This is a genomic window from Lysinibacillus telephonicus (assembly GCF_003966145.1).
In the GTDB taxonomy this organism is placed as follows: domain Bacteria; phylum Bacillota; class Bacilli; order Bacillales_A; family Planococcaceae; genus Ureibacillus; species Ureibacillus telephonicus.
In genome coordinates, this window is sequence record NZ_RXNR01000007.1 from 88,829 (window position 1) to 101,284 (window position 12,456).

Consider the following 12,456-nt stretch of genomic DNA (forward strand, 5'->3'; position numbering starts at 1 on the left):
ATGGTACATGTATAGTAGTGATAGTGACTGTAATGAATTAAGTCAGGAGGAATTTTTTTGTTTTTATCGACAAAACTAGCAGAAGGGGTTACTCTTCATATTCGACAAACAACACAATTCAAAACTGTGAATTTTTCAATAAAATGGAGAAGACCATTAACAATGAAAGATGCAGCAGAACGTGCCGTATTGTCAAATGTTTTACAGCATAGTAATGGGAAATTCAAAAAATCAGCAGAATTTCGAAGCTATTTAGATGACCTTTTTGGTACTGTATTATATTTTGATGCGTCAAAGCGCGGCAGCGAGCATACAGTGGTATTAAATGTAGAGACAGTAAACGATCAATATTTAGCGCAAAATAAAGTATTTAATGAAGTTCTCGATTTATTAAATACTGTTATTTTTCAACCGAACTTCGAAAACGATAAATTCGTTTCATCGATTGTTGAACGTGAAAAAGAAATGGTTATTCAACGTATTCACTCAATATTTGATGATAAAACTCGTTATGCACAGCATCGATTAACACAAATTATACGACCAAATCATCCAGCTTCTATTTCTGCAAATGGAACAATTGATACTGTAAAAGCGGTGACAATTGATTCATTAACAGAAGCTTATCATTCCATGATTAATGAGGACAAAATTGATATTTACGTTGTTGGTGATATAGATGTTGAAGCAGTTCAGAAAAAATTAACAGAAGCACTTCCATTTAAAGATCGTGCTCCTAAAAAAGTTGAAAGGAACAATGTCGATTCTAAACCAGAAAAAGAATATACAAAAGAACAACAGGAAATGAAGCAAGGTAAACTTCATATTGGATACAGTACACCTGTGTTTTTTGGTGACGAGGATTTCCCTAAAATGCAAATATTTAATGGTGTATTTGGGGGCTATGCTCACTCTAAATTGTTTATGAATGTTCGTGAACGTGAAAGTTTAGCATATTATGCATCAAGTTCATATTCTTCATATTATGGTTTAGTATTTGTTGTTTCAGGAATAGAACCAGCAAATGAAAAGAAAGCTACGGATGTAATAGCTGAGCAATTAGAAGCGATAAAAAATGGAGAAATATCTGACCTTGAGTTAAATCAAACTAAAGCGATGCTGACAAACCAACTGAAAGAAGCACTTGATCTTGCTCGTGGACAAATTGACATTTATGATCAATATAAAGATCTAGACGACCAATTCTCAGTTGAACTTTGGAAAGAGCGCTGGGATAAGGTAACAAAAGAAGATGTGCAAAAAATGGCTTCTCAGGTTAAACTTGAAGCAATTTATTTTTTATCTGGTAAGGAGGCCTAAAACGACATGCAAACAATTGAGTTTAAACAGCTAGACGAAACTTTATATTACAAAAAATTGTCCAATGGACTTGATGTATACATTTTACCGAAAAAAGGTTTTTCTAAAACATTTGTTACTTTTACAACGAAGTATGGTTCCATTGATCGTACATTTGTCCCAATTGGAGAATCTGAAACGATTACAGTTCCAGATGGCATTGCACACTTCTTAGAACATAAAATGTTTGAAAAAGAACATGGAGATGTTTTTCAAGAATTCAGCGAAGCAGGTGCATCAGCAAACGCATTTACTTCCTTTACAAGAACAGCATATTTATTTTCCGCAACAGACAATATTTATAAAAGCACAGAGACTTTATTAAATTTTGTTCAAGAACCATATTTTACTGAACAAACTGTAAATAAAGAAAAGGGCATTATTGGTCAAGAAATCACAATGTATGATGACCAGCCAGATTGGCGACTTTATTTTGGGGCAATCGAAAATATGTTTCATAAGCACCCTGTCAAAATCGACATTGCAGGTACAATTGAATCGATTGATAAAATTACAGCAGAGCATTTGTACACTTGCTACAATACATTTTATCATCCTTCAAATATGTTATTGTTTGTTGTTGGTGGAATTGATCCAACTGAAATGATGGCTTTTATTGAAAAAAATCAAAATAAAAAACAATTCCCAGAACCAACACCAATCGAACGCCATTGTGAAGATGAGCCTAAAGAAGTAGCCATTCAGGAACGCGAATTAAAAATGGATGTTCAAAAGCCAAAAGTTTATGTTGGTCTAAAAGCATTAGAAACAAATTTAAGTGGAGAAGAAATGCTGAAACATGAGCTGTCAGTTCAAATTGGTTTAGAATGTTTATTTGGTCGTGCATCCAACTTCTATACAGAAGTTTATGAAAATGGATTAATCGATGAATCATTTGCATACGACTTTTCACTTGAAAAAGGATATGGTTTTGCGTTAATTGGATCTGATTCAAGCCAACCTGATAAATTAGCAGAACTAATCAAAACTCAAATTAATAATGCTGAGTCAACTTTTACCGAAGAAAAAGTTGAACGTGTAAAACGCAAGAAAATAGGTTTCTTCTTAAGAGCATTAAACTCAATGGAATTTATTGCAAATCAATTTACTCGATATGAGTTTAATGACATGAATTTATTTGATGCTGTACCAGTAATCGAAAAACTTACGCTGAAAGATATAGTTGAAGCATTTAAAACAATTCAAGGCGAGTCACAACAAACAGTATTTAAAATTTTACCTTCAAGTGAGAGAAAAGAATAAATGAAACATTTTGCACTCGTAATCGGTGCTTCTGGTGCGATAGGTAGTGCAATAGCAAAGCGGCTGGCTAAAGATGGTTGGTCGCTCTATTTGCATTTTAATAACGGCAGATTAAAAGTGGATAATTTGGTTAGAGAGTTGTCTTCTACTTACCCAGAACAAGAATTCATAGCTGTTCAAGCAGACTTTACTGAAGACGATGGAGCAGAACGACTTGCAGGTCAGATTTTTTCCATAAAAGCAATTGTAGTTGCCAGCGGACATGCTTACTATGGTCTAATTGAAGAAACACCTGTGTCTGAAATGAATCGACTTTGGAAAGTTCATGTTCAAAACCCAATTCATTTATTAGCCTTACTATCAAGTAAGCTTAGAGCAAATGATGTGAGCTATATCATGTTTATTGGTTCTATTTGGGGCGAAACTGGTGCTGCTTTTGAATCTGTTTATAGTGCAGTAAAGGGTGCTCAGCATGCATTTGTAAAAGCCTATGCAAAAGAAGTTGCCTTTAATCATATACTTGTTAATGCAATTGCTCCAGGATTAATTGATACCTCTATGAATCAACATTTAAATAATGAAGAAAAACAACAACTTTATGAAGAAATTCCATTAGGAAGAGCAGGTACAACGAGAGATGTCGCGAATTTAGTTGCTTTCTATTTAAGTGGGCAGGCTGATTATGTAACAGGACAAATTATTCGATTAAATGGTGGTTGGTACATATAATTTCTGATTTTGTACATAATAAAGTACAAAGGAGGAGATTACAATGGCGCTATTAGAAAACTGGGAAAGATGGACGTCATTTTTAGGTCAACAAGTTGACGATGCTAAACAACAAGGTATGCCTAAAAAAGTGATTGAAAAAACAGCTGTACAAATTGGCGATTATTTAGCGAAAAATGTTGATCCTAAAAACGAACAAGAGCGCGTACTATCCGATTTATGGGGAGTAGCATCTGATGACGAAAAACATGCCCTTGCAAACTGTGTAATCAAACTAGTGCAAAACAACCGCGTTCAATAATAATATTGAACTGTTCATTTAGTATGTCTAAATAACTAGAAATCAAAGAAATTAATCACACTTAACCACTTCTCTTATTAAGGAGGCTAGTCCTCCTTTTTCTTCTATTATTTTTAAATAAATTTCGTGTAAAGAACTCCAAAATCGCTTTTTTAAAATGAAATGATATAAAAATAATAATTTTTTATAATTTGGTAGAAAAATCGACAGTTTCGAACTTTTCAATACATATAAAATCCGCTATGATGAAACTTATAAAGAAAAAATTTCGTTTCGTTAGTGGGGGGACGATTTTAATGGGTGAATGGTATTTTGAATATGAGATTCAAGTAAATCGTCCAGGTTTATTAGGTGATATTGCATCACTTCTCGGTATGTTGCGAGTAAATATTGTATCAATTAATGGTGTAGATGAGGAACGACGGGGCATGTTATTAAAAGCGGAGAATGAAGATTCAATTGAACGCTTTAGATCTATTGTATCTACAATGGAAAATATTCATGTTACAAAGTTTCGCCAACCAAAAGTACGCGACCGGCTTGCAGTTAGACATGGACATTATATTGAACGAGACGCAGACGAAAGGAATACGTTTAGATTCGTAAGGGACGAACTCGGTATATTAGTTGATTTTATGGCTGAGCTTTTTAAAAAAGAAGGGCATAAACTTATTGGAATTCGTGGTATGCCTCGTGTAGGCAAAACTGAATCCGTTGTTGCTGCAAGTGTTTGTGCTAATAAAAAATGGATTTTCTTATCATCAACTATGATTAAACAAACTATACGAAATTCGTTAATTGGTGATGAATTTAGTGCAAATAATTTATTTATTCTTGACGGTGCTGTTACCCGTCGCTCTTCGGATGAGCGGCATCAGCAGCTAGTTCGAGAAATAATGCGAATCCCATCCACTAAAGTAATAGAACATCCTGACATTTTTGTACAGCATTCAGAATATAAAATTGAGGATTTCGATTACATTATTGAACTTCGCCATCATCCAGAAGAAGTGATTACTTATGAATTAATTGAAAAAAATGAGATGATGTCACAAAATGACCATTTCGGTGGTTTTGGAGGATTTTAGTTAATCTTCATTTAGAAATTTGTTTAGTGTGGCGAAAACGAGTCAGCCACGGAAGAATCTGATGTATGGTTAGGGGATGAGAAACTGCTCTTTAATGGGTATATGCACCCCCCACATAAATTAGATAAACTCAGGCATAACATTGCCATGTTCTGTGGTAATGCTTTAGTGGCCAACATTGTATTTGCTCCCGACGTGTGTCATAGATTTTGTATATTCAAAATCTGAAAGACAATTTCGTCGTGGCGAAATTGATTAAAAAAGTAGGTGTTATTGTTGACAGAACTCGGAACTCGCCTTAAAGAAGCGAGATTATCTAAAGGTTATAGTTTGGATGATCTACAAGAAATTACAAAAATTCAAAAGCGTTATCTTGTAGGCATCGAAGAAGGAAATTATTCGATTATGCCTGGATCGTTTTATGTTCGGGCATTTATAAAACAATATGCAGAGGCTGTTGGATTAGATTCAGAAGAAATCTTACAGGAATTTAAGGGTGATATTCCAACTCAGCCAACAGAAGAGGTTGCCCAGTCTCTTTCCCAAAGTCCGACTCGACGAAAACTTAATGCTCGTTCAACGAATCGTTTATTAGAAACAATGCCTAAAATTATCGTCGCATTATTTATTATTGTTATTATTGTTGCAATCTGGTTTTTATATCAGAAAAAGGTTTCAAATATTCCAGAAGATGAAGAGGCAACTCCACAATTTGAATATACGCAAACTCCTATAGAACCAATTGAAGACAATGCAAATAAGCCAGAAACAGATTCACCAGAGGATACAGAAGAGGAACCAGTCGTAGAAGAACCAACTGTTACTCAAACAATTTCCCCAGGTGTGGTTGATGGCGAAACAACAACTTATGAATTATCTGGTACAGATACGATGAATATTCGTATTGAAGTTTCTGGAGACACATGGGTAGGAGTTCGTGATACTAATGGAAACGAACAAATAGAAGCTCGTGTATACACAGCTGGTGAGGTCGTGGAACACGATTCTACTTCAAATGGCTTTGCGCGTATTAGACTTGGCAACTCACAAAATGCTAAAGTGTTTGTAAATGATGTTGAAGTTCAGTATGCACAAGACATTATGACACAAAATATTATTATTACATTACAACAAGAACAGTAGTCATCTAAAAGGATGGCTATTTTCTTTCGAATGAAAGGTGTTATAAAAAATGAATATTCCGAATAAGATTACAGTCTCAAGAATTTGTCTAATCCCGTTATTTGTGATTGTAATACTATTTGACTTCGGTTGGGGAACAATCGAGCTATTTGGTGCAGAAATGCCTGTAAATCATTTTGTAGGAGCATTAATCTTTATCATTGCTTCAACAACTGACTGGATTGATGGTTATTATGCACGAAAATATAATTTAGTTACAACATTAGGGAAATTTTTAGATCCATTAGCGGATAAATTATTGGTTTCTGCAGCATTTATTATTCTAGTTGAACTTTGGATGGCACCTTCTTGGGTTATCATTATTATTTTGAGCCGTGAATTTGCGGTGACAGGCTTGCGTGCAATTTTGGCAGGTCAAGGAGAAGTTGTAGCAGCCAGCCAGTTAGGAAAGATTAAAACATGGGCACAAATCGTTGCAATTGCTTCGCTGTTATTACACAATACTATCTTTACACTAATCGGCATACCATTTGATATCATTGCTCTTTATGTTGCGTTAATCTTTACCATTTGGTCAGGATGGGAATATTTTTATTTAAACCGTCATGTATTTGTAAACTCTAAATAAGTGAGGTTAGAAAATGAATGCGGAAATTATAGCGGTTGGGTCCGAATTATTGCTCGGTCAAATTGCAAATACCAATGCAAAATTTATTTCAACTCAATTATCTGAACTTGGCATCAATGTTTTTTATCATACAGCTGTTGGAGATAATGCTGGACGTTTAAAAGATGTAATTGAGATTGCAGAATCACGCTCAGATTTAATTATATTCTCTGGTGGGCTTGGACCAACTAAAGATGATTTAACAAAGGAAACAATTGCAAATCATCTTGGTGTACCACTAGTCTTTGATAATGTAGCGTTAACTTATATTGAAGAATACTTCGCCCAACGTGGACGGGAGATGACAGAAAATAACCGCAAGCAAGCACTAGTGCTTGAAGGAAGCAAAGTGCTTGCTAATCATCATGGCATGGCACCTGGAATGATTTTAGAACAGAATGGCCGCACATACATATTACTTCCAGGGCCGCCAAAAGAAATAGAACCAATGTTTCAGTTTGAAGTTAAGCCTAAACTTGCTGCGCTTCTAAATGATGGCGGTGTTATTGTTTCTCATGTTTTACGTTTTTATGGTATTGGTGAAGCCGAGCTTGAAGTACAGGTACAGGATATTTTAGATAATCAATCAAATCCAACTGTTGCACCCTTAGCTTCTGATGGTGAGGTAACATTGCGTATTACAGCTAAAGCGAATTCAGAAAATGAAGCTTGGGATTTGATAAAAGCTAAAGAAGGTGAAATTTTAAACATTGTTGGTGAATACCATTACGGGAATAATGACGATTCATTAGCCTCAAAAACAGTCGAAATGCTACTCCATAATAAATTAACAATTTCTGCGGCAGAAAGTTTAACAGCAGGATTGTTTCAATCGGAGCTTGCTGAAATTCCAGGTGTAAGCAGTATACTAGTTGGTGGAGTCGTAACATATACTGAACAGGCGAAAGTAACTCAGCTTGGTATTGAAAAGTCATTTTTAGATGAGTTCGGTATTGTTAGCAGCGAATGTGCAGCCGCTATGGCTTCTAAAGTACGTCAAAAGTTTGGAACAGATATTGGTATCGGCTTAACTGGCGCTGCTGGACCAGAACCACATGACGGCCAAGCTGCAGGAACAATTTGGATTGGATTTAGTATTGGAGATTCTGATCCAATTACTCGCAAGCTTCAGCTTTCAGGCATGCGCAATACAAACCGAATACGCGCCGTTAAACTAGCATTCAGCTACTTGATGAGATTGTTACATGAAAAAGGTTATGAAAAAGTATAAGAATAGCTACTTTAAGCTGGACATCGGCAACACTTAGGAGCATGCTTAGCCGACTTGTCTCATATCTTGTAGGAGAGGTATGCAAATTATATCGAGGGGCTAGACATCCCAATAATTTTTATGCTTTTTTAATTATGTAAAAAAGAAATTTGGGCTATTTTTGTAGCTCAAATTTTTATTTTGCACAAAAAAACGAAAATATGTTCGCTTTTTCCTTGAAAGTTGTCTCAAAAAGAAGTATAGTAGAGACATAAGAAAGAGACAAACTTAATTCAATTGATATATAGGGAGGAAATATTTTGAGCGATCGTAAAGCTGCCTTAGATATGGCATTAAAACAAATTGAAAAGCAATTCGGTAAAGGTTCTATTATGAAGCTTGGTGAACAATCAGACCGCCAAATCTCAACATCACCTAGTGGTTCTTTGGCGCTTGATGCAGCACTTGGAGTAGGGGGCTATCCTCGCGGCCGTATTATTGAAATTTACGGTCCAGAATCATCTGGTAAAACGACTGTTGCCCTGCACGCAATTGCTGAAATTCAAGCAAATGGCGGACAAGCTGCGTTCATCGATGCAGAGCACGCATTAGATCCAGTGTACGCGCAAAAATTAGGTGTTAATATTGATGAATTATTACTTTCTCAACCAGATACTGGTGAGCAAGCATTAGAAATAGCTGAAGCATTAGTACGTAGTGGTGCGATTGATATTATCGTTATCGACTCAGTTGCTGCCCTAGTACCAAAAGCAGAAATTGAAGGTGAGATGGGTGACTCTCATATGGGTCTGCAAGCTCGTTTAATGTCTCAAGCACTTCGTAAACTTTCTGGTATTATTAACAAATCAAACACATTGGCTATCTTTATCAACCAAGTTCGTGAAAAAATTGGCGTTATGTTCGGCAACCCAGAAACAACTACTGGTGGACGTGCCCTTAAATTTTATGCGTCAATTCGTCTTGAAGTTCGCCGTGCTGAACAAATTAAACAAGGTACAGAAATGATAGGGAACAAAACGAAGATCAAAGTTGTAAAGAATAAAGTTGCTCCTCCATTCCGTACTGCAGAAGTAGATATTATGTATGGTGAAGGTATTTCCAAAGAAGGAGAAATTGTTGACCTTGGTGCAGAGTTAGACATTATTCAAAAAAGCGGTTCATGGTATGCATATGGTGATGAGCGCATAGGTCAAGGTCGTGAAAACGCAAAACAATACTTAAAAGCAAATCCAGCAATCCGCGATGAGATAGCTAACAAAATTCGTGAATCCTATGGAATTGCTTCGTCATCATATACAATTGGTGCACATGATGAAGAGGAAGAAATGGATGAAGAGTTAGCATTATTATTAGACGAAGAATAGGATATTTTATAGCACTGTCCTAAAATCTGAGAACAGTTGAATATTGATTTATAAATCTCAAATTATTCTCTAGTAAAATCTGCTCATTTATTTTTAAATGAGTAGATTTTTTAATACAATCAGAAATTCCCGAAGATTTTGTGAAGTGCCTTTTCAGGGTGATTAATAGTAGGTCTACTTGAAGTATTATTAAGGACATAAACATAATACGCCTTGTTATGAATAAACTGTCTTGTAATAATCATCCTTCTTTCAAAAAAAGAGGAATATGCCAAAGAACGGTAAAAATAATTAAGTAAAGGATTATTTACTTAATTTGGAATAAATCTACTCAGAAAACTTCTTTGAATAAAATATCAAATTTTGACTAAAATAATAAGAAATTCTATTTTATGTAAAAAATAAGCATAAATTTTATTAAAGAGTTCTAGCTTAATTTTCAAATCCTTTTAAGATTAATTTTTAATACAAGTGGATAAAGTCATATTCGAAGTCTTTATCAAAATATATGCTTATATTATTATCGCGTAATAGTGGGAATCCTTGACAGACCTAGTATTGAGCTATACAATTAAATATGTATAATTTCTTAATTTTGAAATGAAATAGGCAGTATGTTGAACTTACTCAATATATGAGCCGACTGAAAATGACACGAATATAGCAAGAGGAGGTGTTCGAATGCCGGACAACATTATCTCCGCTTTGCTTGGACTCATCGTCGGTGCCGCTGTTATCTATTTCTATATGAAAAAAGTGAATGAATCAAAAGTAAATGGTGCGAAAAACTCGGCTGAGCTTATCATTGATGAAGCTAAGCGAGAAGCGGAAGCGCTTAAAAAAGAAGCACTACTTGAAGCAAAAGATGAAACTCACAAAATTCGAACTGAAGCAGAAAAAGACATCCGTGAACGCCGGTACGAGCTTCAGAAACAAGAAAACCGGTTATTGCAAAGAGAAGAAAATCTTGATCGCAAGGATGATGCTCTGAATAAGAGAGAAACAGGCTTAGAGCGAAAAGAAGAAGCTCTTGCCGAAAGACAACAGCATATTGAACAGATGGAAAGTAAAGTGGAAGAGCTAGTACGCGAACAGAAGTCAGAGCTTGAACGCATCGCAGCTTTAACACGTGAAGAAGCGAAGGATATCATTTTGAAACAGGTTGAAAACGAGCTTTCAACAGATATTTCAATTATGACGAAGGAAGCTGAAACACGTGCAAAGGAAGAATCTGACAAAAAAGCTCGTGAAATATTATCACTTGCACTACAACGTTTTGCAGCTGATCACGTTGCAGAAACAACTGTATCGGTTGTAAACCTACCGAATGACGAAATGAAAGGCCGTATTATTGGTCGTGAAGGTCGCAATATTCGAACACTTGAAACACTAACTGGTATTGATTTAATTATTGATGATACACCAGAGGCAGTTATTTTATCAGGATTTGATCCGATTCGCCGTGAAACAGCTCGTCTTGCACTTGAAAAATTAGTACAAGATGGTCGAATTCACCCAGCTCGAATTGAAGAAATGGTGGAAAAATCACGTCGAGAAATGGACGAGCAAATTCGCGAAACAGGTGAACAAACGATTTTCGAGGTAGGTATTCACAACTTGCATCCTGACTTGATGAAAATTCTAGGTCGTATGAAATATCGTACAAGCTATGGCCAAAATGTGTTAAAACATTCAATCGAGGTAGCACATTTAGCTGGTTTACTGGCAGCAGAGCTAGGGGAAGATGTAACTTTAGCAAAACGCGCAGGATTGCTTCACGATATTGGGAAAGCAATTGACCATGAAGTTGAAGGAAGTCACGTTGAAATTGGTGTAGAGCTTGCAACGAAATATAAAGAACATCCTATTGTAATTAACAGTATTGCATCTCACCATGGTGACACTGAACCAACATCTGTTATTTCAGTAATTGTAGCTGCTGCAGATGCACTATCAGCAGCAAGACCGGGTGCTCGTAGTGAAACACTGGAAAACTACATTCGCCGTCTAGAGAAGCTAGAAGAAATTTCTGAAAGCTATGATGGGGTAGAAAAATCATATGCAATCCAAGCTGGTCGTGAAATTCGAATTATTGTACAACCAGATAAGATTGATGATTTAGCTTCACATCGCTTAGCAAGAGATATTAGAAAACGTATCGAAGAAGAGCTCGACTATCCAGGCCATATAAAAGTAACTGTAATTCGTGAAACACGTGCAGTTGAATACGCGAAATAAATGGAAAACCATTATTAACTTTTAGTTGATAGTGGTTTTTTTCTATGAAATCATATTTTCCATGTACTAATTTAAAGTCTTTTATATTATGTTTTTAATAACAATAGTTAATTGGTGTGTAATGGCAAAAGGAGGATACGTATTGATCGATATACATAGTCATTTACTATGGAATGAAGATGACGGGCCAGCAACAATGCAGCAAACAATTAACATGTTACAAAAGGCAGTAGATGAAGGGATTTCTGACATTATTACAACATCACATTTCCAACATCCTTTATATTCAGTAAATTTTAATCAAGTTCAGAATAAAGTTAATCTTCTTCAAATGGAGCTTTTGAAATATAACATTCCCTTAAAAATATATACAGGACACGAAGCTAGGCTATCCCCCAATTTAGCTCAACTAGTTAAAACATTCGAAGTACATACTTTAGCAAATTCAAAATATTTATTACTTGAACTGCCATCATATTCAGTACCTTTATATACGTTTCACATTGTTCAAGAATTATTAAAGGATGGAATAACGCCAATTGTATTTTGCAAGATAAAAATGCAGAGAATTGCAATGAAAAATACAGAGTGTTGCCACCCAATATTTTTACTGTTTTCTCGACAACGCATTGGCTAAACGGAAGCTCTGTCCCGTATAAGAAATAATATGGGCATGGTGAATCAAACGATCCACCAGAGCTGCCGTTAAACGTGAATCTGAAAAAATACGATTCCACTGACTAAATTCTAAATTTGACGTGATAATCAAACTCTTCTGTTCGTAAAATTCAGAAATGATTTGAAAAAGTAACTCCGCTCCTTCTTTACCAAATGGAAGATAACCCATTTCATCCAATATCATTAAATCAATTTTCTCTAATTTATTTCGAAATTGCTTTAATTTCCCCACATGTAAAGCCTGTTCCAATTCTTCTACTAAATGCGAAACTCGATAAAAACGTACTTCAAAACCTTGCTCACAAGCTTTTCTACCCAGTGCTGAAGCTAAATGTGTTTTACCAGTTCCAGGCGCCCCTACTAGAATTACATTCTCTTTTCTTCGAATAAAATCG

General features: G+C 35.5%; 12 protein-coding genes. 11 read left to right on the plus strand and 1 reads right to left on the minus strand.

The annotated features are described in order from the left end of the window. Positions 1–57 precede the first annotated feature (57 nt). The 11 genes from yfmF to EKG35_RS03980 all read left to right on the plus strand — a co-directional run bounded on the left by yfmF (position 58) and on the right by EKG35_RS03980 (position 12,020). Complete coding sequence (gene yfmF, locus EKG35_RS03930; RefSeq protein WP_126293021.1) at positions 58–1,320, plus strand: EF-P 5-aminopentanol modification-associated protein YfmF; 1,263 nt, start codon at positions 58–60, stop codon at positions 1,318–1,320. Between the two features lie 6 nt (positions 1,321–1,326). Next, positions 1,327–2,622, plus strand: coding sequence for an EF-P 5-aminopentanol modification-associated protein YfmH (yfmH, locus tag EKG35_RS03935; RefSeq protein ID WP_126293022.1), 1,296 nt, complete (start codon positions 1,327–1,329; stop codon positions 2,620–2,622). Beyond that, positions 2,623–3,351, plus strand: a complete 729-nt coding sequence (gene ymfI / locus EKG35_RS03940) for an elongation factor P 5-aminopentanone reductase (RefSeq protein ID WP_126293023.1) — start codon at positions 2,623–2,625, stop codon at positions 3,349–3,351. Positions 3,352–3,394: 43 nt separating this feature from the next. Beyond that, positions 3,395–3,652, plus strand: a complete 258-nt coding sequence (locus tag EKG35_RS03945; RefSeq protein WP_126293024.1) for a DUF3243 domain-containing protein — start codon at positions 3,395–3,397, stop codon at positions 3,650–3,652. A gap of 296 nt (positions 3,653–3,948) precedes the next feature. Next, the gene (locus EKG35_RS03950; protein ID WP_126293025.1) at positions 3,949–4,740 is read left to right on the plus strand and encodes a DUF3388 domain-containing protein; all 792 of its coding nucleotides are present in this window, start codon (positions 3,949–3,951) and stop codon (positions 4,738–4,740) included. Between the two features lie 276 nt (positions 4,741–5,016). Continuing rightward, the gene (locus EKG35_RS03955; protein WP_126293026.1) at positions 5,017–5,883 is read left to right on the plus strand and encodes a helix-turn-helix domain-containing protein; all 867 of its coding nucleotides are present in this window, start codon (positions 5,017–5,019) and stop codon (positions 5,881–5,883) included. 49 nt (positions 5,884–5,932) lie between these two features. Beyond that, a complete protein-coding gene (pgsA, locus tag EKG35_RS03960) occupies positions 5,933–6,511 on the plus strand; it encodes a CDP-diacylglycerol--glycerol-3-phosphate 3-phosphatidyltransferase (protein WP_126293027.1) in 579 nt (192 codons plus the stop codon). 13 nt (positions 6,512–6,524) lie between these two features. Next, complete coding sequence (locus EKG35_RS03965; RefSeq protein WP_126293028.1) at positions 6,525–7,781, plus strand: competence/damage-inducible protein A; 1,257 nt, start codon at positions 6,525–6,527, stop codon at positions 7,779–7,781. A 299-nt stretch (positions 7,782–8,080) separates the two neighbouring features. After that, positions 8,081–9,145: a recombinase RecA gene (gene recA, locus EKG35_RS03970; protein WP_126293029.1), complete on the plus strand. Its 1,065-nt coding sequence runs from the start codon at positions 8,081–8,083 to the stop codon at positions 9,143–9,145. Between the two features lie 681 nt (positions 9,146–9,826). Next, positions 9,827–11,383 (plus strand): ribonuclease Y, encoded by a 1,557-nt coding sequence (rny, locus tag EKG35_RS03975; protein ID WP_126293030.1) that lies wholly within the window; start codon positions 9,827–9,829, stop codon positions 11,381–11,383. A gap of 142 nt (positions 11,384–11,525) precedes the next feature. Then, a complete protein-coding gene (locus EKG35_RS03980; protein WP_126293031.1) occupies positions 11,526–12,020 on the plus strand; it encodes a CpsB/CapC family capsule biosynthesis tyrosine phosphatase in 495 nt (164 codons plus the stop codon). On the opposite strand, the gene istB is transcribed toward EKG35_RS03980, so the two are convergent. Continuing rightward, on the minus strand, positions 11,991–12,456 hold a 466-nt coding region (istB, locus tag EKG35_RS03985; protein ID WP_126293032.1), incomplete at its 5' end, for an IS21-like element helper ATPase IstB. The genes EKG35_RS03980 and istB overlap by 30 nt on opposite strands.

What these genes read in the sequence shown, in the direction of transcription:
- yfmH (WP_126293022.1), top strand. Translation starts at nt 1,327, where the DNA reads ATGCAAACAATTGAGTTTAAACAGCTAGACGAAACTTTATATTACAAA.
- ymfI (WP_126293023.1), top strand. Translation starts at nt 2,623, where the DNA reads ATGAAACATTTTGCACTCGTAATCGGTGCTTCTGGTGCGATAGGTAGT.
- EKG35_RS03945 (WP_126293024.1), top strand. Translation starts at nt 3,395, where the DNA reads ATGGCGCTATTAGAAAACTGGGAAAGATGGACGTCATTTTTAGGTCAA.
- EKG35_RS03950 (WP_126293025.1), top strand. Translation starts at nt 3,949, where the DNA reads ATGGGTGAATGGTATTTTGAATATGAGATTCAAGTAAATCGTCCAGGT.
- pgsA (WP_126293027.1), top strand. Translation starts at nt 5,933, where the DNA reads ATGAATATTCCGAATAAGATTACAGTCTCAAGAATTTGTCTAATCCCG.
- EKG35_RS03965 (WP_126293028.1), top strand. Translation starts at nt 6,525, where the DNA reads ATGAATGCGGAAATTATAGCGGTTGGGTCCGAATTATTGCTCGGTCAA.
- rny (WP_126293030.1), top strand. Translation starts at nt 9,827, where the DNA reads ATGCCGGACAACATTATCTCCGCTTTGCTTGGACTCATCGTCGGTGCC.